We start from the raw sequence: 22677 nt of genomic DNA, 5'->3' as shown, positions 1-22677 counted from the left end.
TAAAAACGGAACTTTACTTCGGTAAGGTTTTTCTTTATTGTTAAACCTAAAAATTACCTCTAAATCAATTTAATGTAAATAAATTGTGTTATATAATCCAATGAACTGATAGATAAGGAGTGTAGTATATGAATAAAAAAACTATCTTCTATTTATTAACTTGTATACTACTTGTAGCTAGTACTACTTATATAATATGTAACAAAAGAGAACAAGTGCCACCTATATTAGTATGGGACGAACAAGAATACTATGTTACGAATGAACCTGCCAAAGTAGAAGAAGTTGGGCAAAAACTTGGCGAAGTAACAAAGAAAATTAAAACAAGTAAAAACCCTACTAAAAATAGAGAATCTAATACATTACAAGAGAAAACAGAAGTGTTTACAATGATTGAGGAAGAAAAAAGTGAATATCCGCCTTTAATCATAAAGGAAGCTTATAGTGATGAATATAGGGTAGTGAGGCCGATGTTGAAGCAAGTATTATGATGAAAAGGGGATTCATATGCAGAAAGAAACTGCGTATCTATGGTTGTTAAGAAAAACTTTTTCCTTTGCTTTATTTTGCCTCCTATCGGTGCATTTTACATTGTAATGAATAGAGGGGCACTACAAAAGAGAGACTTCATTTTATATTTATTATTTGCTGCTATTAATATATCACTTTGGTTATCGCTTATGATCTTTGATCGGACTATATGGATGGTAGTAGGGAACAGAAAATGTGGTTCATTTGTGCTACGGATACAGATTGATAGAAGAGAGGCCTTGTAGGAATGCTGCAAGGCTCTTTATATTTTTGGGAATTAATAGAAAATTAATCATATAAATGCTATACTAAAAAATGTTTGTAATGTCAGTTTCATAATATTGTATGATACTGACTTACTAGAAAAGATAATGAGGAGAATGAGCGTGCAAAAGATAAAGAGATTATTGCTATTAATGATGGTAGTAGGATTAACAGCGGTTGTTTTAGCAGGGTGTGCAAATCCGAAAGATACTACAGAAGAATTTTTAACAGCGATACAAAAAGGTGATGTAGAAAAGGCTCGTACATTTGTTGAGAGTGACAAGGAATTTAATAAACTAAATGAAAAAACAGATGATGCTGAGGCAAAAGCAATGCTAAGTGCAATTACAAAGAACTTTAAATTTGAAAAGCTAGAAGAAGTATCGAAAAAGGATGACAAAGCAGAAGTGAAAGTGAAAATTACATCTGCTGATCTATCCGTTGCTGTAACAAAAGCAGTGGGAGAAGTTATGCCAATGGCCTTCGCTAGCGCATTTAGCGAAGACAAAGAACAATCTGAAAAAGCGATTGAAAAAACAATGACCTCAACTATCATCAAAAACTTAACGGATAAAGATGCAGCAATGGCAACTCGCGAAGTTACATTGAACTTAAAGAAAGACAAAGATGGCGACTATAAAATCGTTGCTGACGATAACTTGAAAGAAGTATTGTTTGCCAATGCAAAGTCTTTGGAGAAGATGTTTGGTGGGAAGTAATTGAATTAGATAAAAAAGAGACACCATATCACGTAGAAGGTTGATATGGTGTCTCTTTTTTTATGACCCCGGAGAGGTTCGAACTCACGACCTCCACCCTGTCAAGGTGGCGCTCTCCCTGCTGAGCTACGGGATCCCAACTATAAATATTACCACCAGCAATGTGTTTTCATTTCATTCGTGTAATCGGAGAATTTATATAATTTGTTGAATATTGTAACATTTAATGTATTCTTATAATAACAACAAATTTCAATAGTGTAAAGATGTAATTTTCTGAATATTATCATTCCAATTTTTATATAAAAAAATAAGCCCCGAAGAGCTTATTTTAATAATAATATCACCGCAATTATCAATGATATTATCAAAAATAAAATCATAAATAATGGAACTCAGTCATGAGCTATCGCCCTGTAACTGTCATTCCTGCTGTGTAAATTGTATCAATAGAACCGTCAGCGTCTTTTATTTCGACTTTATAACGATATGTTCCATCCTCATAAATATCATCGCCATATCCTGTGAAAGTTGCAATTTCATCATTGCTTCCAGCTGGGACCCATTGATTTTGCCAACGGAAGTTGGTTTCAAATTCTCCCCATCTATCGCCATATTTCTTTTCAAGGCTGACATTGTAATGAATTTCTTCCGCTCGGTCATTTGTAATTCTTGCAATTACGCTGTTACCAAAAGTAACTTGTGTAGAGTGTACCTGAACTGTAACACCGTTCACCGTTTCGCTAGGACCACAAATATAACGACAGAACTCGCTTGCTCCGTCAGCATGTGCCTTCGGTGTATCAATGTTCATAGCTGTTAAACCACCTAAAGCTAAAGCTCCTGTTAATAATACTTTACCAAATGTTTTCACTTGAAATTCCCCCTAAGTATATTCTCAATTCGTTCCATAGATACCACATTAAGTAGTTTTATAACATTAATCTAATCGAACGCTTTTTTCCTCGAGTGTATTCGCTATGAATCTTTCATCTTGTAGTAATCTAACCTCTACATATAATTTCATAGTTTTGATTCCATATATGTATCATGATTTACATAGAGCAAATCTGTTAATACGTTTTGGTTATTTACTTATCACACTGCTTTTTATTACCTTTTATTGGTAAAACGTTGATTTTATTATATACCATTATTATCTATTTACAAGAGAAAATCATACTGTATGCAAAAATGCATAATAAAAAGCACTGCTTGTATTCTGAATTACAGAATACAAGCGGTGCTGAGTTTCAATTAATATTTGATTGGAACCTAATGCTAATTTTTTATGTTTAACAGTATACATATATCACTGTTTTTTAGTCATAATTGATAAACCTTGTTCAGAGGACGCTATTCCTGCTGGGCTACGGAATCTTCAAAAGGGAAAGTATAAGCGATTATGCTAGTAATGTATGAAGGGATAATGATAAGAAGAAAATTCAGTGAAAAGTAGTTTTTGAATGTAGCCGTTATATTATTTCCGGTATTTATCTAAAGGATTTTCATCGCTTAAATCAACAATTAAAGGGCATAAAAATAACAGTGGTAAAGCGGCGTTAGCTTGATGAAAAGTATCATTAGACATATATTGTCTTCCAAAACAATACGGACAATCTTTTTCAAATGTTATGAGAAGCGACCATACGTCTTTTACTTTCCACTTCGTTTTACAATACGTACAACGCGCCATTGAGTTCCTCCTCATTTTAAGGTGTTTTCTAATGTATTCTACTTTATTGTACGAAAGTCATTTGAATTTGATGTGGCAAATTTCTGCGTTCTCTTTAATAAGTGGACTAGTTAAATCTCTACTATTCCAAACAAGAGCAACGTTTGCTTTTTGTTTTAAAATTCGTTGGCATTCAATTTTGAAAGCCTCTTTATCAAACCAATGAAATGCTTGGGCAACAGTTACTAAATCTACACTATTTTCTTTTAAAGTGGTATTTTCAGCAGTTGCTTTTATGGATTGAAAACGAGAATATAGTTTTGACGATTGCTCAGCCATCTTCCTCATATCATTATTTGGCTCAACTCCAATAACATGTAAACCACTTTCAAGCAGCTGGCGGCTAAATATCCCCGTACCCGTACCTGAACCAATATCAGCTACAATCGGATTTCCTTTCAGTTGGTTAGCTGAAAGTAAGTAATCAATATATTCATTAGGATAACTAGGACGATATTGTGCATATATATCGGCCCTGTCAGTAAAATTTTCTGTTGTTTTCACAGTACTACCTTCTTTCTTACAATATTATGTACAGAAATAGAAATTAAATATGAATTTCGGCATCAGTCTCTAAGTCTACCACTTAAGAGTCCAGCTAAATAGAAAGCCTCAGTTTCTGTATTCAAATATCCTTCATCCGTTTAGTATACTATTTTAGATAATATCTTCCAAAAGGCTATAATGGCTTACTTAAATAAATCCACATAACTGTATGTTTTTATGAATTTATTTAATAATTTATGAGCAGTTATATGTCGTATTACGTTTACGTAGGTAAGAGATTTTCATTTTTGCTATTTAAATTGGCCAATATATCCTTTTTACAATTTACTGAAAATCATGTATAACAGAGATACAAGATTATTTTATAAATATTCAGGAGTAGAGGGAGAAAAGTTGTAATGGTAAGAAAAACGTTCAAGATGCGCGTGTCTAGAAATAGAACGATTTCGATTAATGGATCGATTCTTGATGTGGATGTTACACATGATGAATTTTTACAAGAGTTTGTTGAGTGGGTTGATTCTAAAGGTTGGTCGTTTATGGGGATAACGGATGAGATTACGCCCGAGGAAGCTAGTCAAAAGTTAATAGATTCGTTGATTGATGAGAAGGATAAGAAAGAGTAATTCCTTCTTATTTTTATTGTATATTTATGTTCTTTATCGTAAAAATATGATATAGTAAAAAATAGTGAAAATTCTTCCAGTTTAATACAAATTACATATGATTGGTAGATATATTATTTTGTTAAGGGATTAAATGGAAAAGGGAGAGTCATATGGTAAATTTTAAGAAAATTTTGGTTTTTATTACAGTTATTTGTTTGTTTTTGTTGACACCTATGACATTGCGTGCTGAGACGAATATTGGAGTAAATCCAGAACAAGTTGCACCACCACCTGCGGAAGGACCAAATGTTTTTAGTCAGTTTGCAACGACAATTGATGCGAAAACAGGAGATGTTTTGTATGACAAAAACGCATATCACCGCGCATATCCTGCTAGTACGACGAAAGTGTTAACAGCGATTCTACTCATGGAGCATACAAAGCCAGAGGATCAATTTACATTTTCACAATTAGCATTAGATCAAGAGAAGAGTAATTATCAAATTGAGTTTCAACCTGGAGAGACAATTAATAGAAATACTGCGCTTATGATTTTAATGGTGCTGAGTGCGAATGATGTGTCGTATGCGATTGCGGAGCGGATTGGCGGGAGTGTTGAAAATTTCGCCAATATGATGAATGAGAAAGCGAAGCAATTAGGAGCGAGAGATAGTCACTTTGTAACACCGAATGGATTGCATGATCCGAATCATTATACGACGCCATATGATATGGCTATGATTACGAAAGGTGTGCAAAATTATCCTGAAATTTTACAAGCGATGAATACGAAAAGAACGACAGTTACGACGTCTAGGCAGACGGTGTCTATTTTTAATAAATCTAATTTTTTTGAAAATCCATATAGCATTGGCGGTAAGACAGGGTTTACGAATGAAGCGCGTAATACACTTGTTTTATTAAATGAGAAAGATGGAAATCGTATTATAAATGTAGTAATGGCTTCTCAAAGACCTGAAATTTATGAAGATTTGAAGCAGATGGCGGACTATTCTTTTGGTCAATTTGTGAAGCAAACTGTACTAGATAAACATAGTTGGCATCAAAAAACAACATATTTAAATAAAGATATTAATAGTGAACTTGAAAAAAGTGCAGAACTTATGCTTAAGAAAGATGAAGGGAAAAATGTGAAAACTATTTTCCGGGCAGCTTCATTAGATAAAGAATCTTTGTATCATAAAGGAATTCATCGTGGTGAGGTAGTTGGTGCAGTTGATATTACGAAAAATAATCAAACAATTGCGACGGTAAATGTTCTTTCAACAGAAGATGTCACTTTTGCGATGCCTAAAAAAGATACAATTGTATCAGAAGAAAAAGAGTCAAATGTGAAAGTAATAAGTTTTGGGGTAGGCGCACTTGTACTATTTGGAGCCATTTTATATGTAGTGCTACGCCGAAATACAAAAGGAATGAAAACAGAAGAAAAATAACGTATTAGTAAAAAGGCTGTGGAGATTTTATCACAGTCTTTTTCTATGCTAAAAATACTTTTAACTAATAATTGTAAATTTTCTTATTGCAATAACCTAAAGTTCGTTATATCATTTACTTGTGTTCTTGTTAAAGAACGCAATGAACATTGCATACTTCAAATAATATAAAACAACGGAGAGGGAGAGAGTCGATGAAATTAATTTGGAAGGTAATTAGCAACGCGATCTCATTTGTTTTATTTGCATTGATGGTGTTTTTAGCTTTTGTAGTTATTTCTTCAAAAGCAAGTGGTGGTGATCCCACAGTGATGGGATATCAATTTAAGAGCGTTCTTTCAGGATCAATGGAGCCAACGTTTTTAACAGGATCAATCATTGCAATAGAACCAAACAAAGATGGTTCTAAATATCAAAAAGGTGATGTTATTACCTTTAAAGAGAAAGATCAAAAAATTATCACTCACCGTATTATCGGTGTAAAAGATACAAATGGAAAAGTAGTGTATGAAACAAAAGGGGATAACAACAACGGACCAGATTTAGAGCCAGTACTTGCAGAAAATGTAGTTGGAAAGTATGCAGATATTACAGTTCCGTATGTTGGGTATTTACTGAATTATGCGAATTCAAAAGCGGGAGCAGCATTACTTCTTATTATTCCAGGAGTCTTTTTACTTGGTTATTCCGCGATTTCTATTTTTGGTGCTATTCGTAGTATTGACGGAGAAAAGAAAGATAAAAAAGTAGAACAATCCGTCTAGTTCGTTTGGTTATACTTTCCGTTTAGGAAGTTAACAAATATATATTAAGGGGATATGGACATGACTTTAAAGAAAAAATTAGGAATGGGTATTACATCAGCAGTACTAGGAGCAGCGTTAGTTGGTGGAGGAACATTTGCGTTTTTCAGTGATAAAGAAGTGTCAAACAATACATTTGCGGCTGGGACACTGGATTTAGCATTAAATCCATCAACAGTTGTTAACGTATCGAATTTAAAACCTGGGGATACAATTGAAAAAGAATTTAAACTAGAAAATAAAGGCTCTTTAGATATTAAAAAGGTTCTACTGAAAACAGATTATAATGTAGAAGATGTAAAGAAAGATAATAAAGATGATTTTGGTAAACATATTAAAGTAACATTCTTAAAAAATGTAGATAAGCATGAGACAATTGTGAAACAAACTACTTTAGATAAATTAAAAGGTGACACACTTACAGCTGTAGATAATGATTTATCGGCTTGGTTCTGGGATGAAAAAGGTATTTCAGCAGGTAAATCTGATAAATTCAAAGTGAAATTTGAGTTCGTTGATAATGGAAAAGATCAAAATCAATTCCAAGGCGATAAGTTACAATTAAATTGGACGTTTGATGCACAACAAACAGCAGGTGAAGAAAGATAATAACAAAAAGGGCTATCACATGGATAGCCCTTTTTCTATTTTTCTAGTATTTGTCTATCAATTTTAATAGTTCTTTACTATAATATAGATAATGTTCTGTATAAAGAACGTAATGTTCGATGGGGGAGATTAAGATGCTGAAAAGACCGCGGAATTTTAAAAAGATGCTTATATTGCCGTGTATGTGTTCTATTACGTTTTATTTAGGATCTCAAATTATGACGTATACAGAAGCGGCGTTCATTCATGAAACGAAAGTGGAAGCGACGCTTTCTACAGCAATTATATTTCCGAAAACAGTTAATACGTTAAAAGAGCAATCTGAGAAACATAAACAGTTTATTGAGCGTGAGTATGGAACGATGAAGGGGAAATCGAAAGCAACTTCTATTGAAGAAATAAAACAGGCGATTTCTGTATGGCAACAAGGGCGTGAGAAAATTGTTGCTGAGAAGGAAGCTCTGCAAAATGTATATACTGAAATAGAGGCTCCTTACAATCAAATACAAGAAGAATTAAAGGTAAATAAAGATGAGTCGATGCAGCAAGTGTCCGTATATGTAAATGAAGGCTTTCGCAGTATCAAAGAGAAACATGACTATATTGAGAAAGAAATTAGCTTGAAAGCTATTGATGAGCAAATTCAGGCTCTTCAGCAACAATTAAACGTTGCAATTGAAGCGGAAGGACAAAAGAAAGCAGAAGAACAAAAGAAAGTAGAAGAACAGAAGAAAGCGGAAGAACAGAAGAAAGTAGAAGAACAGAAGAAAGCAGAAGAACAGAAGAAAGTAGAAGAACAGAAGAAAGCGGAAGAACAAAAGAAAGCAGAAGAACAAAAGAAAGTAGAAGAACAGAAGAAAGCAGAAGAACAGAAGAAAGTAGAGGAACAGAAGAAAATAGAAGAGCAAAAGAAAGTAGAAGAGCAAAAGAAAGCAGAAGAACAGAAAAAAGCGGAGTAACTGCTGTAGTGAAACGGCTGGAAAACAAGAATGTGGTGCAAGAGATAATGAACGAATAAGCAAAACTAGTAATATTTATATGAGTGTGAGGGAACGTTAGCCCTCACCTCTTTGTTTTTCTTATAGTATTAAATGCATTTGAGTGTGAAAAAAGTTATAAATCATCATTCTTTTTTCTGAAAAATCTAAATAATATTGAGAAATAAAAATAATTGAAAATATTAATAAATATGTGTTGTGTTTATATAGGGTTGTTCGTTATAATGAACATAAGGTTTTTAAAAAAGAACACATATTAGCTAAGCTAATATAGTTTTCTTTACATCTCTTATTGAAAAATAAGTGATAAAAATATAAAAAAAAGCTAGGGGGAATTGATTGTGAGTCTGAAAAAGAAATTAGGTATGGGAGTTGCATCAGCAGCATTGGGGTTAGCTTTAATTGGTGGAGGAACATTTGCATTCTTTAGCGATAAAGAAGTATCAAACAATACATTTGCAGCTGGGACGTTAGACCTTACATTAAACCCTAAGACGCTTGTAGATATTAAAGATTTAAAACCAGGGGATTCTGTTAAGAAAGAGTTCTTATTACAAAACAGCGGTTCGTTAACTATTAAAGACGTTAAATTAGCAACAAAGTATACTGTTAAAGATGCAAAAGGTGATAATGCTGGTGAAGACTTTGGTAAGCACGTTAAAGTAAAATTCCTTTGGAACTGGGATAAACAAAGTGAGCCTGTATACGAAACAACTTTAGCAGACTTACAAAAAGTTGATCCAGATCTTTTAGCTAAAGACATCTTTGCTCCTGAGTGGGGAGAAAAGGGTGGATTAGCAGCTGGTACAGAGGATTATCTATGGGTACAATTTGAATTTGTAGATGATGGAAAAGACCAAAATATCTTCCAAGGTGATACATTGAATTTAGAATGGACATTCAATGCTAACCAAGAAGCTGGGGAAGAAAAATAATAAAAAAGCGGGTATTCCCGCTTTTTTTTATAAAGAAAAAGAAGTGCTGGTTGTAAGCACTTCTTTCTATTATTATTTTTGATTTTGCTTCCACTTTGTAAATTCAAGAAATTCACGAAATTGTTCTTTGGAGACACCAGAGTTCATTGCATCTTTAACGAGTTGTGTCCATTCGGAGTCTAGGTTAGTTGCCTTTGTTGTTTCATCATGAAGTAAAGTATCAACTGGAATTTGTAGAACTGCTGCGATCTTTTCAAGAAACTGAATGGAAGGGTTTTTTTGTAAATTTCGTTCTATAGAACTAATGTAAGATTTAGCAACGCCAGCTTTTTCGGCAAGTTCAGTTAATGAAATACCTTTTTGTAAACGAAGGCGTTTTATACGTTCTCCAATCATATTTGCGCACCTTTCTATCAATATGTAGTTGTCTTATGATGTCATTATTATAACATAAACTTCGTTAAAAAGAACAAACCTATTGAGCCTGACTGGATGGCTTCATACGTTGGAAAAATTGTTCGATGTCTTGCATGGCGATACCAGCATCTAGAGCTTCAAGTATTAAATCAATCCATTCTTGATCCAGTGCGTCTGTCTTATCTTTGTACAAATGTAATTCCTCCCTAATTATCGGTCATAATTGCTGCTACAGAATACATGATAATGCAATCGGACTTTGTGTTTTATATAGTGAATTATCAAATACTTTGTAGATGAAACAAAGATAAAATCCCCATTAAACTCCCTCTATGGAAATTATAAATTGTTCGATAAAAACTTTCAATATTTTCAGAAAACATTGTTGAATTGTGATATATCCGTATGCTAACTATGAAATTTTTACAAATATATTAAAAACATTACATAATATGACTAAATATTGAAAAAATATTGAATTTTTAATAAAATTTAATTTGTAATACATATTATTTATTAGGGGAGGAAATAAGGGATGAACAAGAAACCGTTCAAAGTTTTGTCATCAATCGCTTTGACAGCTGTATTAGGCCTTTCATTCGGAGCTGGCACTCAATCGGCATATGCTGAAACACCTGTGAATAAAACAGCTACGAGCCCAGTGGATGATCATTTAATTCCAGAAGAGCGTTTAGCAGATGCACTGAAAAAACGTGGGGTAATTGATTCTTCAGCTTCAGAGAAAGAAACAAAGAAAGCTGTTGAAAAGTATGTAGAGGACAAAAAGGGTGAAAATCCTGGGAAAGAAGCAACAAATGGGGATCAACTTACGAAAGAAGCATCTGACTTTTTAAAGAAAGTGAAAGATGCGAAAGCAGATACGAAAGAAAAACTAAATCAGCCAGCAACAGGGACACCTGCAGCGACAGGACCAGTTAAAGGCGGACTAAATGGTAAAGTACCAACTTCTCCAGCAAAACAAAAAGCATATAACGGCGATGTTCGTAAAGATAAGGTACTTGTTTTACTTGTAGAGTACGCTGATTTTAAACATAACAACATCGATAAAGAACCTGGTTATATGTATTCGGAAGACTTTAACAAAGAACACTATGAAAAAATGTTATTCGGTGATGAGCCATTCGCGTTAGAGGATGGAAGCAAAATCGAAACATTTAAACAATATTACGAAGAGCAATCCGGTGGTAGTTACACAGTGGACGGAACAGTTACAAAATGGTTAACAGTTCCTGGTAAAGCTGCTGATTATGGTGCAGATGCTGCTACAGGTCATGATAATAAAGGACCAAAAGGACCACGTGATCTAGTAAAAGATGCATTAAAAGCAGCTGTAGATAGCGGTCTTGATTTATCACAGTTTGATCAGTTCGATCAATACGATGTAAATGGTGATGGAAATCAAAATCAACCAGACGGTTTAATCGATCACTTAATGATTATTCATGCGGGTGTTGGACAAGAAGCTGGCGGTGGTAAATTAGGTGATGATGCAATTTGGTCACATCGCTGGACAGTTGGACCAAAACCATTCGCAATTGAAGGCACACAAGCGAAAGTTCCATATTGGGGCGGAAAGATGGCAGCATTCGACTATACAATTGAACCAGAAGATGGCGCAGTTGGTGTATTCGCGCATGAATATGGCCATGATTTAGGTTTACCAGATGAGTATGATACAGACTATACGGGTCATGGTGAGCCAATTCAAGCTTGGTCTGTTATGAGTGGCGGCAGCTGGGCTGGTAAAATCGCTGGAACAACACCAACGAGTTTCTCACCACAAAATAAAGAGTTTTTCCAAAAAACAATTGGTGGTAACTGGGCAAACATCGTAGAAGTAGATTACGAGAAATTAAATAAAGGTATCGGTCTAGCAACATATTTAGACCAAAGTGTTACGAAATCTAACCGTCCAGGTATGATTCGTGTTAACTTACCAGATAAAGATGTAAAAACAATTGCACCAGCATTTGGTAAACAGTATTACTACAGCACAAAAGGTGATAATCTTCATACAACGTTAGAAACACCACTGTTCGATTTAACGAATGCAACGAATGCGAAATTTGATTTCAAATCGTTATATGAAATCGAAGCAGAGTATGATTTCCTTGAAGTACATGCTGTAACAGAAGATGGTCAAAAAACGTTAATTGAAAGACTGGGCGAGAAAGCAAATAGTGGAAATGCAGATTCGACAAATGGAAAATGGATTGACAAATCATATGATTTAAGTCAATTCAAAGGTAAAAAAGTAAAATTAACGTTTGAGTACATTACGGATGGTGGTTTAGCATTAAATGGTTTCCTACTTGATAATGCGTCATTAACAGTAGATGGTAAAGTTACATTCTCAGATGATGCTGAAGGTACACCACAATTAAAATTAGATGGTTTCGTTGTATCTAGCGGAACAGAGAAGAAAAAACATAACTACTACGTAGAGTGGAGAAACCATACTGGATCAGATAGCGCATTGAAATTTGCTCGCGGTCCAGAATATAACTCAGGTATGGTTGTATGGTATGCAGACTCAGCTTACGCAGATAACTGGGTTGGTTTACATCCAGGACATGGTTTCCTTGGTGTAGTTGATTCTCATCCAGAAGCAATTGTAGGAACTTTAAATGGTAAACCAACAATTGATAGTAGTACACGATTCCAAATCGCTGATGCGGCATTCTCATTCGATAAAACGCCAGCTTGGAAAGTTGTATCTCCAACGCGTGGAACGTATACGTATGATGGCTTAGCGGGTGTAGCGAAGTTTGATGATTCGAAAACGTATATTAATCAACAGATTCCAGATGCAGGACGTATTTTACCGAAGCTTGGTCTGAAGTTTGAAGTAGTAGGACAAGCTGATGATAATTCTGCAGGTGCTGTTCGTTTATATCGTTAATACTGTGAAACTACCGAGAGATTTTCTTTCGGTAGTTTTTTTGTGAGCAATGAATTTTATATAGTTGAAAAAGTCATATATAATGTAACTTTAAGAATAGAAATTTATTATATATGAAGTCTATATAAATAATGAAAGAACTGGATAAAAATAGTGGGAGAAGGTGAGTGAATGAGTATTTCCTCTATTGTAAGTAGGCAAAAGGAATATTTTTTAAAAGGGCATACGAGAAGCATCGAAATGAGAAAGAATAATTTGAAGAGGCTTTATGAAGGCATTCAGCGTTTTGAAGAAGAAATATTTCAGGCATTGAAATTAGATTTAAATAAGTCAGTTCACGAGTCGTTTACAACGGAAGTTGGATATGTATTAAAAGAAATTTCTTTTCAATTGAAACATATGTCATCGTGGAGTAAACCAAAGCGAGTTCGAACAGCACTGACTCATTTTGGATCAAAAGGAAAAGTAGTGCCAGAACCGTATGGTGTTACGCTTATTATTGCACCGTGGAACTATCCGTTCCAATTAGCAATTGCACCACTTGTAGGAGCACTGGCAGCTGGAAATACAATCGTTTTAAAGCCGTCAGAGTTAACGCCAAGCGTTTCAAAAGTGCTTAAGAGAATGTTAGGTGAGTTATTCCCAGAAGAGCTTGTAGCGGTAGTAGAAGGTGGCGTTGAAGAGAGTACATCTTTGCTGAGGGAACCGATTGATTATATTTTCTTTACTGGTAGTGTTGGCGTTGGAAAAGTTGTAATGGAAGCAGCAGCGAAACAGTTGACGCCGCTTACGTTAGAACTTGGCGGGAAAAGTCCTTGTATTGTACATAAAGATGCAAAGATAGAGATGACAGCAAGAAGAATTGTTTGGGGTAAGTTTTTAAATGCAGGGCAGACGTGTGTAGCGCCTGATTATATGTACGTGCATTCTTCCGTGAAAGAAAAGCTAATTGAGGCAATGCGACATGAAATTACAGAGCAGTATAGTAAAGAACCTTTGCAAAATGAAAATTACGTGCGTATTGTAAGTGAGCGTCATTTTGAACGATTATGTCGATTTTTACAAGATGGTCAAGTCGTAATTGGTGGAAACTATAAGAAAGATACATTACATATTGAGCCGACAGTACTAGCGGATACTACATGGCAAGATGCTGTTATGGAAGATGAAATTTTTGGCCCGATTTTACCAATCATAGAGTACGACAATATAGAAGATGTAATTGGCACAATTCAGCAACATCCGAAGCCGTTAGCGTTATATGTATTTTCTGAAGATAAAGAAGTACAAAAGAAAGTGACGAGTAATATTTCATATGGTGGAGGCTGTATTAATGATGTTGTCTATCATCTTGCCACGCCATATTTACCTTTTGGGGGTGTTGGAAGTAGTGGATTAGGGGGTTATCATGGGAAAGAAAGTTTTCGGACTTTTTCACATTATAAAAGCATTTTAGCCCAATCTACAGCATTCGACATGAAAATTCGTTACTCTTCTACAAAAAGTGCTTTAAAATTCATACGAAAGTTGTTAAAATGATGATGGTGTTTATCAGTAGGCGCAGCCGTATGATAATAGCCCCTTCGCAATGGAAGGGGTTTTTCTGTTCGACGTTATGTATCATGCGAAAATGAATCAAACATACTACATAAAGAATAGAAACGAACGCTTGCTAAATAACCATTTTTGTTTGGATCGAAACAAAAAATAGTCTATAGAACATAAATATTTATTCATGAATATAAAAATTTAAAATTTAAGGTAGATAGGACGGGAAAATGAAAAAGATTATTAAAGTTGAAGCAGTTGAAAAACATTTTGGAAATCAAGTGATTATCCCACCTCTTTCTTTAGATATTAAAGAGGGAGAGTTTTTAACAATTTTAGGGCCGAGTGGCTGCGGGAAAACGACTTTACTTCGTATGATCGCAGGATTTGAAACTCCAACTAAAGGGAATCTTTTATTAGATGATGAAAGAATTAACGATTTACCGCCATATAAGCGTCATATGAACCTAGTGTTCCAACATTACGCACTATTCCCACATATGACAGTGGAGAAGAATATTTGTTTTGGTATGAAAATGCAGAAAGTATCAGCAGCAGAGCAGAAAGAGCGTGCTGAAGAGGCAATGCGTTTAACGCAGTTACTTGAGTTCCGTAATCGTAAACCTGCGAAGCTTTCTGGTGGACAACAGCAGCGTGTTGCAATTGCAAGAGCAATTGTAAATAATCCGCGTGTATTACTATTAGATGAGCCACTTGGAGCGCTTGACTTTAAGTTACGAAAAGACTTGCAACGTGAATTGAAAAACTTACAACGTAATTTAGGAATTACGTTCATATACGTAACGCACGATCAAGAAGAAGCAATGAGCATGAGCGATCGTATCGTGGTTATGAATAAAGGACATATCGAACAAATCGGAACGCCGAAAGAAATTTATAATAAGCCGAAAACGTTGTTCGTTGCGACATTCATCGGTGAAAATAATATTGTGAAAAACGGGGAAGGCTATGTAGCAATTCGCCCTGAAAATGTAAAAGTACGTTCGGTTGAAGAACCAATTTTAAAAGAATACCATCTTGGACATATTGAAGATATAGAGTTTGTCGGAAATATGGAGAAGCTTTATGTACGTGATGAGAAAACATCAGAATTACTAATGGCATATCAAACTGCTGAAGAGGCAGCGCAGTGGAGCATTGGAGATAATGTATATGTAGGCTGGGAGCAAGAGGACGAGGTGACCTTAAATTGAAAAAAGGGAAATTACTCGCACTACCTACAGTCGCGTGGTTATTAATTTTCTTCCTAATCCCGCTCGTATTCGTATTAGGATTCGCCTTCATGCAGCGCGGAGCTTACGGGACAGTAGAAATGCAATTTACGCTGGAGAATATATCCCGTGTGTTTGATCCATTGTACTTAGGGACATTATGGGAAACTGTTAAAATCGCAGTTATTACTACAGTAATATGTTTATTAATTGGTTATCCATTTGCGTATACAATTACAATTGTTGACCGCAAATATCGTTCTATTCTTTTATTATTGGCAACGATCCCGTTTTGGATTAACTTTCTTGTTCGTTCATACGCATGGATTGTTATTTTACGTTCACAAGGCCTTGTGAATACGTTGTTATTAAAGCTTGGTATTATTAGTGAACCGTTAAATTTATTATATAATACTCCTTCTGTAATACTCGGAATGGTCTATTCTTTATTACCATTTATGATCTTACCAGTGTATGCAGCAATTGAGCAGCTAGATAAGCGTAAGCTAGAAGCGGCTTATGATTTAGGAGCAACACCAATAAAGGCATTTTGGAATATAACAGTGCCGATGACAATGTCAGGAATTGCGACTGGTTCTATTTTAGTATTCGTTTCTTCTATCGGAATGTTTGTTGTATCAGACGTGATGGGCGGATCGAAAGTAGCATTAATCGGAAACGTTATTCAAAACCAATTCTTAGGTGCACGTGACTGGCCGTTTGGATCTGCGTTATCGATTATCGTTGTTCTATTCTCTGTTCTGTTAATTTACTTATATTATCGTGCAACGAAAGTATATAAATATAATGAGAACGGAGGGGAATAGGCAAAGATGAAGAAGTTTTTAGTTTCTTATTCTTGGTTAATTTTGTTATTCTTGTATTTTCCAATGATGGTTTTAATGGTCTATTCTTTCAACGACTCTCGCATTAATGCGGAGTGGGAAGGTTTTACATTCCATTGGTATACAGATTTATTTCAAAAACAAGATGTTATTGATGCATTTGTAAATAGTATTACGATTGCAGTTATAACAACGATTGTGACAACGGTACTTGGCGTATTCTTTGCGATTGCTTTACATCGTTATAAATATCGTTTCGAAGGGGCTATTAATGGCCTTGTATATTTACCAATTTTAATTCCTGATATTTTAATGGGATTATCTTTACTAATTCTTTTCAGTCAGTTAGGAATGGAACTTGGACAAACAACGATTATTATTGCACATATTACATTTAGTATTTCGTTTGTTGTTGTTATTTTAGCTGCGCGTCTTTCAAGTATGGGACGTGACTTAGAAGAAGCTGCAAATGATTTAGGAGCAACGCCTTGGCAAACGTTTCGTTATGTAACGTTCCCAGCAATTGCACCGGGAGTTATTTCGGCAGCATTATTAACATTCACATTATCAATTGATGATTTTGTAATTAGTTTCTTCGTATCAGGACCAGGATCAACAACATTGCCATTATACATTTACAGTATGGTTAAGCGCGGAGTATCACCAGAAATTAATGCTCTTTCTACAATTTTAATTGTTGCTATCGTAGGATTAATGGTTCTATCTGAAATCTTCCGTAACAAAGGTGCAGATGGTGAAGAAAACTCTGGAGGACACCTTCCTTTATAATACGAATGATATAGAAAGTACGAGGGGGTAATAAACCGATGAAATTAATGAAAAGAATAGCTGGCGCAGCAATTAGCTTTAGCCTTGTTGCTGGTGTACTTGCTGGTTGTGGTGAAAAAAAAGAAGAATTAAATATTTATAGCTGGGCTGACAATTTTGATGAGCAAGTGCTAAGAGATTTTGAAAAGAAATATAATGTGAAAATTAACTATGATAAGTACGCAAGTAACGAAGAAATGCTTGCGAAATTACAAGCTGGTGGCGCAAAGTATGATTTAATTCAGCCATCTGATTACATGGTTAAAACAATGGCGAAAATGGATTTATTAGCGCCGTTAGATAAAAAGAATATCCCAAATATCGAAAACATGGTTTCTAATTTCAAAACACCGGCGTTTGATCCAGAGAATAAATATTCTTTAGTGTACACTTGGGGTGTAACAGGGATTGCATACAATAAAAAGTATGTGAAAGAAGCACCTACAAGCTGGGCTGACTTATGGAATGAGAAATATAAAGGACATGTAACGTTACTAAACGATTCTCGTGAAGTATTAGGAATGGGTCTTAAGAAGCACGGTTTCTCAAACAGTACGAAAGAAGATGCAGAGTTAAAGACAGCAGCAGATGATTTAAAGAAGCTGCTTCCAAACTTATTAGCATTTGATACAGACAACATTAAACAAAAATTCATTACAGAAGATGCTTGGATCGGAACAGTTTGGTCTGGAGATGCAGCATTTATCGCAAAAGATAATAAAGATGTAGAATACGTTGTACCAAAAGAAGGCGGAACAATTTGGGCTGATACGTTAGCAATTCCAAAAGGTGCAAAACATAAAGAGCTTGCTGAGAAATTTATGAACTACTTACTAGATGAAAAAGTAAGTGTGAAAAACTACGAGTCAATTGGTTACAGTAATCCAAATGAAAAAGCTCATCCTCTTCATAGTAAAGAATACCGTGATAATCACATGATTTTCTTAACGAAAGAAGAGTTAGATCGTACAGAATGGCTTGTTGATGTAGATGATAAGTTAAAAGACTATGATCGTTACTGGACAGAGCTAAAAACAAAAGGTAAATAAGTAAGGAAATGCGGTTTCTAAAGTAGAAATCGCATTTTTTCATAGTAGGAGGAAATCGTTTGAAGAAGAAGTTACATCAATATGAGATAATGTGTATTGCTTTATTATTTGCTGTATTTGGTATTGTTGCTTGGCGCGTACATGCAGGTGGCGTTACCGTGATGGATACATATGTCCGTGGATTAGTAAAAGGGCTACAAACGGAGAGTTCCCTTACATTTTTCTCGTACTTTACAAAATTGGGATCAGCAATTGGGATAGTCGCTACGCTCGTTATAAGTTTGCTTGTTTTTTGGAAGAAGCGTTATTATGCTACGATGATTGTGTATCCACTGGGAATTTTAATAACACATCTTGTGAATAAAGGGATAAAAGAGATTGTACAGAGAGAACGTCCGTCATTAAATGAAGCGCTAGATGCACTTGGATATAGTTTTCCTAGTGGACATGCAATGCTATCAATTATGACATTTGGATTTCTTGCTTATATCATTGCTGCTAATTTGAAAAGCATAGCTGGGAAATGTGTCACAACGATTTTGATGGGCACAGTAATTCTATCGATTGGATTAAGTAGAGTCATTTTAAATGTACATTACCCAACTGATATTTTAGCTGGTTACTGCGTAGGTGGTATTTTGTTAGTTATCGCTATTTACTATCATCGTTTACTTACTGAGAGATTGGGGTTTAATAAAGAGAGATAGAAAAAACGCCTGGAAAAACTATCATTATAGTGTTCCTAGGCGTTTTTTGTTTGTATAAAGATATGATACAGTATAAGTGACAATTGAATTATTTAAAGTAGGTGAAAATGTGTGAAGACAAATGTTCATAAAGTTGATAAGTGGGGCAAGTTAGGAGCTTTTTTGTATCAATTTCGTTATACAGTAATTGTAGCGTTACTGTTGCTCGCAATCGCACTTGGGATTTTTGCTCCAAAGCTACCGGGAGTATTAGGTGGTGACGGTTTCCAAACGGAAGGCGACTATCAAAAAACAAAAGAAATTTTAGATAAAGATTTTAAGAGGTCTCAAGATACGCTTCTGCTCGTTTTTGAGAAAAATAAAGATGCTTCGCATGAGGAATTTAAAAAACGAATAGATGAAATTGTAAAGAATGTTCAAGAGAAAGAGAACTATGAATCTTTCCATCACCCAATCCAAAATAAAGAAATGCTACAAGGTGATATCGGTTATGCGACAATTTTATTTTCCGGGAAAACAAATAAAGAAAGAATGGAAAAGACATTACAATTTGCTGATGAGATTGAGAAAGAAAGTAATGTAGCATTAAAAGTAACACCTACAGGATTTCCGAAAATTAATCAAGAGATTAATGAAAGAACGCAAAATGATTTAAAAGTAGCAGAAATGATTGGATTACCAATTGCGTTTCTTGTATTACTATTTTCGTTTGGTAGCCTTTTGGCATCAATTTTACCGATTTTGAATGGGGCGCTTAGTGTTATTAGCACGATGGGTATATTGTATTTTATCGGTGTGGATAAAGAACTTTCTATTTTCGTGTTAAACGTTGCACCGATGATTGGACTTGCACTATCTATTGATTTTGCGCTATTATTTGTGAACCGTTTTCGAGAGGAAGTTGCTAAACGAACGGTAAAAGAAGCGATAGCAATTACATATCAGACGGCAGGACGTGCAATTGTATTTTCAGGATTATGCGTATTTGTTGGGTTGTCAGGTTTGTTTTTCTTTAAGATAGATTATATTCAATCTGTCGCGATTAGCGGAATGATTGTTGTGATTATGAGTATTTTATTCTCACTCACACTTCTTCCAGCGCTATTATCGTTAATAGGTAAAAGAATATTAAAAAAGAATCAAGTAGCACATACGCCGGCAAAAGCATGGCGTAAATTTGCACAATTTGTAATGAAACATCCAATCGCAATGATTATTGTTGTTACAACATTTATTGTTATTTGCTTATTGCCGTTACGTACAGCTAATTTGCAGTTCCCTGGTGTTGAAGCTTTACCTGAAAAGAGTGATACAAGGATTGCATATGAAAAGTATGAAGAAGCATTTAATGAAACTGTCAAAACACACGCTGATGTTATGTTAGTTGTAGAGACGAAAGAAGATATGAAAGAAAAAGAAAGTCTACAAAAGATAGAAGAAGTCGTTCAAAAGTTAAAAGATGATAAGAAAGTACATGAAGTAAGAAGTTTATACGACGGGTTAACTGGAATGAAAGCAGATCAAGTTGTTGGAATATTGCAGTCGCCAGAGTCAGCGAAACTAACTCCTGTATTTGAAGCATACACGAAAGGGAATAAGACGACGATAGAAGTCTTTTTGAAAACAAAACCACGTACAGAGACTGCAAAACAGTGGGTGCGTGACTTTAAAAAGAACTATAAAGAAACGGATGTTACGTATTATCTAGGCGGAATGACGACGTTTCAACAAGAATTAGAAGATGAAATTAAAGATAAAGTTGTAATTGGTATGTCTGTTATATTTGGATCGACCTTTGTTATATTATTATTTGCATTCCGATCTATACTCATTCCAATTAAGGCAATTATTATGAATATACTTAGTTTAAGTGCAACCATTGGAATTGTTGTTTGGTTATTTGAAGGTGGTCATTTCGGTTTAGAAGCGAGTCCGGTTCTGTTTGTCTTACCAATCTTCATTTTTGGCCTCGTATTTGGGCTTAGTATGGATTATGAAGTATTTCTTATTTCACGCATTCATGAGCTCTATGAAGAAACAGGAGATAACGATCAAGCAACGTTAGAAGGGCTCGTTTCAACAAGTAGAATCATTACATCAGCTGCTTTAATAATGATTGTTGTAACGGGTGCATTCGCATTTACTGATATTTTACCAGTAAAGCAGATGGGGCTTGGCGTCGCATTAGCAATATTTCTTGATGCAACAATTATTCGTCTTATGCTCGTACCAAGCTTAATGAAGTTATTTGGAGACTGGAACTGGTGGTTGCCATTTCGAAAAAAACGAGAAAAATCATCATAAAAAAATGCTCATCATATTGATGAGCATTTTTTTATGAATAGCAAGACCTACATTTTGCAAATAGTATGTGATAAGAACATTACATACAAGTAGGTGAAGGCAATGTTTCGTTATTTTAAGTTTAAGTTAAATGATACAGTACAGTTTGCAGAAAACGATGGGCATATGTATCGCATTGTCGGTTATCGGTTAGAAAAGGGATTTTATCCAAAAGATGAATGGACTCATATCATTTATGAACTACTTAGAGAATTTGACGGGTATACGATGGATGCAGAGGAGGAAGAACTTGTAAAGGTCGTTCAAGTAGAGGATGAGTATTACAAAATACAAGAAGTATCAGGTTATCGTTATCCAGTAAAAATGAAACAAAAACAACAAGTGATGAAAATAGAAAGGATGGACGATTTATTAGATGCTTACAATGATTATAAAAGGTTGGCAGATTTCTTTAAAGATTTATCGTATGAACAAAAAGCTGAAGAAGTATTGTTAGAAATGAAAAGGCTTAGAGCTTGAGGGGCAGTCTATTATAAGACTGTCCTCTATTTTTGACGGTGCATCAAAGTGTGTTTTCCGTTACAATGAGAGAATCAATAGAAATAAGGTGATAAACAGTATGGAAACAAAGAAAAAGGGCGAATGGTGTGAAATTACCGTTCCAGCTAAATGGAATGGTATAAGTATTGAATCGGTATTAAAAGTAGAATGGGAAATACCGAAAAAGCTATTACATCAGCTTCGTATGGAAAAAGGTGTTACGGTTAACGGGGAACAAAGAAGATGGAATGAGCTTTTAAAAGAGAACGATAAGTTACAAGTTCATATGTTTGCGGAGGAAGAGTACGGTGTAGATCCAGAATATGGTGAATTAAATGTAGTATACGAAGATGATCACGTACTCATCGTAAATAAACTAGAGCAAATGGACACACATCCTGCTGAAAAAGGTGGAAACGGGACGCTTGCAAATCTTGTTGCTTTTCATTTTCAAATGCAAGGTTTAGAGACGAAGGTTCGTCATATTCATCGTTTAGATAAAGATACGACAGGTGGTGTCGTGTTTGCTAAGCATAGAATTGCTGGTGCAATTATGGATCGTTTATTAATGGAACGAAAAATTAAAAGAACGTACGCAGCGCTCGTTGAAGGGAAAGTAAAGAAGAAACAAGGAACGATTGATGCTGCTATCGGAAGGGATCGCCATCATGCTACAAGGCGTCGTATTTCTCCAAAAGGTGACCAAGCTATCACATATTATAAAGTAGAAAAGTATTTTAAGAAGCAAAACACGACTTTCGTAACGTTACAATTAGAAACGGGTAGAACGCATCAAATTCGTGTTCATATGAGTCATAATGGTAATCCACTAGTTGGGGATGTATTATATGGTGGGCAAACAAAATATATGTCCAGTCAAGCATTACATGCGATGAAGATAAATTTCTTGCATCCAATTACGAAAGAAGCGATTGAAGTTGATGTGCCGTTTCCTACAAAATTAAATAATAAAATAAAAGAATTTCAAAAAGAAAATGCGTAAAGTATAAGTTTTAATTTGAAAAAAGTAGATTTTTGCAGGGATTTCTCTAAAAGAAGCGAAGCCGTTAAGAGAAAAGAGAGATAATATGAAGTGACCTCCTAGATTATCAAGTCAG

At 34.9% G+C, this 22677-nt stretch carries 22 protein-coding genes, 1 tRNA gene and 2 pseudogenes; 19 read left to right on the top strand and 6 right to left on the bottom strand.

Annotated features, from left to right (window positions below):
• Positions 1-128 precede the first annotated feature (128 nt).
• From MHI28_RS10780 to MHI28_RS10770, 3 genes and pseudogenes are all read left to right on the top strand, one after another.
• Positions 129-491, top strand: a complete 363-nt coding sequence (locus MHI28_RS10780; RefSeq protein WP_001036577.1) for a hypothetical protein — start codon at positions 129-131, stop codon at positions 489-491.
• A 16-nt stretch (positions 492-507) separates the two neighbouring features.
• A pseudogene (locus MHI28_RS10775) lies at positions 508-776 on the top strand (hypothetical protein).
• Between the two features lie 141 nt (positions 777-917).
• Positions 918-1514, top strand: a complete 597-nt coding sequence (locus tag MHI28_RS10770; protein ID WP_001169502.1) for a DUF4878 domain-containing protein — start codon at positions 918-920, stop codon at positions 1512-1514.
• Positions 1515-1577: 63 nt separating this feature from the next.
• On the opposite strand, the gene MHI28_RS10765 is transcribed toward MHI28_RS10770, so the two are convergent.
• From MHI28_RS10765 to MHI28_RS10750, 4 genes and pseudogenes are all read right to left on the bottom strand, one after another.
• Positions 1578-1650: transfer RNA gene (locus MHI28_RS10765), tRNA-Val, on the bottom strand.
• Between the two features lie 270 nt (positions 1651-1920).
• Complete coding sequence (locus MHI28_RS10760) at positions 1921-2388, bottom strand: hypothetical protein (protein ID WP_000846651.1); 468 nt, start codon at positions 2386-2388, stop codon at positions 1921-1923.
• Between the two features lie 606 nt (positions 2389-2994).
• On the bottom strand, positions 2995-3210 hold the full coding sequence (locus tag MHI28_RS10755; RefSeq protein ID WP_000090226.1) for a hypothetical protein: 216 nt from the start codon (positions 3208-3210) through the stop codon (positions 2995-2997).
• A 75-nt stretch (positions 3211-3285) separates the two neighbouring features.
• A pseudogene (locus MHI28_RS10750) lies at positions 3286-3753 on the bottom strand (class I SAM-dependent methyltransferase); the annotation flags it as partial.
• Positions 3754-4154: 401 nt separating this feature from the next.
• Between MHI28_RS10750 and MHI28_RS10745 the strand changes: the two are divergent.
• From MHI28_RS10745 to calY, 6 genes are all read left to right on the top strand, one after another.
• Positions 4155-4382, top strand: a complete 228-nt coding sequence (locus MHI28_RS10745) for a hypothetical protein (RefSeq protein WP_000251862.1) — start codon at positions 4155-4157, stop codon at positions 4380-4382.
• 152 nt (positions 4383-4534) lie between these two features.
• Entirely contained in the window at positions 4535-5821 is a 1287-nt protein-coding gene (locus MHI28_RS10740; protein ID WP_000247023.1) for a D-alanyl-D-alanine carboxypeptidase family protein, read from the top strand.
• Positions 5822-6015: 194 nt separating this feature from the next.
• Positions 6016-6585 (top strand): signal peptidase I SipW, encoded by a 570-nt coding sequence (gene sipW, locus MHI28_RS10735; RefSeq protein WP_000767804.1) that lies wholly within the window; start codon positions 6016-6018, stop codon positions 6583-6585.
• 60 nt (positions 6586-6645) lie between these two features.
• Positions 6646-7233, top strand: a complete 588-nt coding sequence (locus MHI28_RS10730) for a CalY family protein (RefSeq protein WP_000172852.1) — start codon at positions 6646-6648, stop codon at positions 7231-7233.
• A gap of 134 nt (positions 7234-7367) precedes the next feature.
• Positions 7368-8192: a DUF4047 domain-containing protein gene (locus tag MHI28_RS10725; protein WP_014894816.1), complete on the top strand. Its 825-nt coding sequence runs from the start codon at positions 7368-7370 to the stop codon at positions 8190-8192.
• Positions 8193-8572: 380 nt separating this feature from the next.
• Positions 8573-9166, top strand: coding sequence for a biofilm matrix protein CalY (calY, locus tag MHI28_RS10720; RefSeq protein WP_000053713.1), 594 nt, complete (start codon positions 8573-8575; stop codon positions 9164-9166).
• Between the two features lie 72 nt (positions 9167-9238).
• Here the strand turns inward: calY and MHI28_RS10715 are convergent, their stop codons facing one another.
• Both MHI28_RS10715 and MHI28_RS10710 read right to left on the bottom strand, forming a co-directional pair.
• Positions 9239-9562, bottom strand: coding sequence for a helix-turn-helix domain-containing protein (locus tag MHI28_RS10715; protein ID WP_000578875.1), 324 nt, complete (start codon positions 9560-9562; stop codon positions 9239-9241).
• 79 nt (positions 9563-9641) lie between these two features.
• Positions 9642-9776 carry an anti-repressor SinI family protein gene (locus MHI28_RS10710; protein ID WP_000276219.1) on the bottom strand — a complete coding sequence of 45 codons (135 nt, stop codon included), beginning with the start codon at positions 9774-9776 and terminating at the stop codon, positions 9642-9644.
• 342 nt (positions 9777-10118) lie between these two features.
• Here MHI28_RS10710 and inhA1 point away from each other — a divergent pair, with 342 nt between their 5' ends.
• The 10 genes from inhA1 (at position 10119) to MHI28_RS10660 (ending at position 22562) form a co-directional block, all read left to right on the top strand.
• Positions 10119-12506: a M6 family metalloprotease immune inhibitor InhA1 gene (gene inhA1, locus MHI28_RS10705; RefSeq protein ID WP_001035950.1), complete on the top strand. Its 2388-nt coding sequence runs from the start codon at positions 10119-10121 to the stop codon at positions 12504-12506.
• Positions 12507-12677: 171 nt separating this feature from the next.
• Positions 12678-14045, top strand: coding sequence for an aldehyde dehydrogenase (locus MHI28_RS10700; protein ID WP_000028385.1), 1368 nt, complete (start codon positions 12678-12680; stop codon positions 14043-14045).
• A gap of 239 nt (positions 14046-14284) precedes the next feature.
• Complete coding sequence (gene potA, locus MHI28_RS10695; RefSeq protein WP_000720333.1) at positions 14285-15268, top strand: spermidine/putrescine ABC transporter ATP-binding protein PotA; 984 nt, start codon at positions 14285-14287, stop codon at positions 15266-15268.
• On the top strand, positions 15265-16113 hold the full coding sequence (gene potB / locus MHI28_RS10690) for a spermidine/putrescine ABC transporter permease PotB (RefSeq protein ID WP_000715500.1): 849 nt from the start codon (positions 15265-15267) through the stop codon (positions 16111-16113). Before potA ends, potB begins: the two co-directional genes overlap by 4 nt.
• A 6-nt stretch (positions 16114-16119) precedes the next feature.
• Positions 16120-16920, top strand: coding sequence for a spermidine/putrescine ABC transporter permease PotC (gene potC / locus MHI28_RS10685; RefSeq protein ID WP_000714192.1), 801 nt, complete (start codon positions 16120-16122; stop codon positions 16918-16920).
• A gap of 38 nt (positions 16921-16958) precedes the next feature.
• Complete coding sequence (potD, locus tag MHI28_RS10680; RefSeq protein WP_000772489.1) at positions 16959-18008, top strand: spermidine/putrescine ABC transporter substrate-binding protein PotD; 1050 nt, start codon at positions 16959-16961, stop codon at positions 18006-18008.
• Between the two features lie 59 nt (positions 18009-18067).
• Positions 18068-18715, top strand: coding sequence for a phosphatase PAP2 family protein (locus tag MHI28_RS10675; protein WP_000727779.1), 648 nt, complete (start codon positions 18068-18070; stop codon positions 18713-18715).
• Between the two features lie 111 nt (positions 18716-18826).
• On the top strand, positions 18827-21019 hold the full coding sequence (locus MHI28_RS10670) for an MMPL family transporter (RefSeq protein WP_000856414.1): 2193 nt from the start codon (positions 18827-18829) through the stop codon (positions 21017-21019).
• Positions 21020-21121: 102 nt separating this feature from the next.
• On the top strand, positions 21122-21538 hold the full coding sequence (locus tag MHI28_RS10665) for a hypothetical protein (RefSeq protein WP_000490302.1): 417 nt from the start codon (positions 21122-21124) through the stop codon (positions 21536-21538).
• A gap of 100 nt (positions 21539-21638) precedes the next feature.
• On the top strand, positions 21639-22562 hold the full coding sequence (locus MHI28_RS10660; protein ID WP_000448353.1) for an RluA family pseudouridine synthase: 924 nt from the start codon (positions 21639-21641) through the stop codon (positions 22560-22562).
• Positions 22563-22677: the final 115 nt, after the last annotated feature.

Source organism: Bacillus sp. FSL K6-0268, from assembly GCF_038005425.1.
Taxonomy (GTDB): domain Bacteria; phylum Bacillota; class Bacilli; order Bacillales; family Bacillaceae_G; genus Bacillus_A; species Bacillus_A thuringiensis_S.
This window is presented reverse-complemented; position numbering and strand designations above follow the sequence as displayed.

What these genes read in the sequence shown, in the direction of transcription:
- inhA1 (WP_001035950.1), top strand. Translation starts at nt 10,119, where the DNA reads ATGAACAAGAAACCGTTCAAAGTTTTGTCATCAATCGCTTTGACAGCT.
- MHI28_RS10725 (WP_014894816.1), top strand. Translation starts at nt 7,368, where the DNA reads ATGCTGAAAAGACCGCGGAATTTTAAAAAGATGCTTATATTGCCGTGT.
- MHI28_RS10715 (WP_000578875.1), bottom strand. Translation starts at nt 9,562, where the DNA reads ATGATTGGAGAACGTATAAAACGCCTTCGTTTACAAAAAGGTATTTCA.
- MHI28_RS10700 (WP_000028385.1), top strand. Translation starts at nt 12,678, where the DNA reads ATGAGTATTTCCTCTATTGTAAGTAGGCAAAAGGAATATTTTTTAAAA.
- MHI28_RS10665 (WP_000490302.1), top strand. Translation starts at nt 21,122, where the DNA reads ATGTTTCGTTATTTTAAGTTTAAGTTAAATGATACAGTACAGTTTGCA.
- potC (WP_000714192.1), top strand. Translation starts at nt 16,120, where the DNA reads ATGAAGAAGTTTTTAGTTTCTTATTCTTGGTTAATTTTGTTATTCTTG.
- MHI28_RS10740 (WP_000247023.1), top strand. Translation starts at nt 4,535, where the DNA reads ATGGTAAATTTTAAGAAAATTTTGGTTTTTATTACAGTTATTTGTTTG.
- MHI28_RS10755 (WP_000090226.1), bottom strand. Translation starts at nt 3,210, where the DNA reads ATGGCGCGTTGTACGTATTGTAAAACGAAGTGGAAAGTAAAAGACGTA.
- MHI28_RS10780 (WP_001036577.1), top strand. Translation starts at nt 129, where the DNA reads ATGAATAAAAAAACTATCTTCTATTTATTAACTTGTATACTACTTGTA.
- sipW (WP_000767804.1), top strand. Translation starts at nt 6,016, where the DNA reads ATGAAATTAATTTGGAAGGTAATTAGCAACGCGATCTCATTTGTTTTA.
- MHI28_RS10745 (WP_000251862.1), top strand. Translation starts at nt 4,155, where the DNA reads ATGGTAAGAAAAACGTTCAAGATGCGCGTGTCTAGAAATAGAACGATT.
- MHI28_RS10660 (WP_000448353.1), top strand. Translation starts at nt 21,639, where the DNA reads ATGGAAACAAAGAAAAAGGGCGAATGGTGTGAAATTACCGTTCCAGCT.
- potD (WP_000772489.1), top strand. Translation starts at nt 16,959, where the DNA reads ATGAAATTAATGAAAAGAATAGCTGGCGCAGCAATTAGCTTTAGCCTT.
- MHI28_RS10730 (WP_000172852.1), top strand. Translation starts at nt 6,646, where the DNA reads ATGACTTTAAAGAAAAAATTAGGAATGGGTATTACATCAGCAGTACTA.
- potA (WP_000720333.1), top strand. Translation starts at nt 14,285, where the DNA reads ATGAAAAAGATTATTAAAGTTGAAGCAGTTGAAAAACATTTTGGAAAT.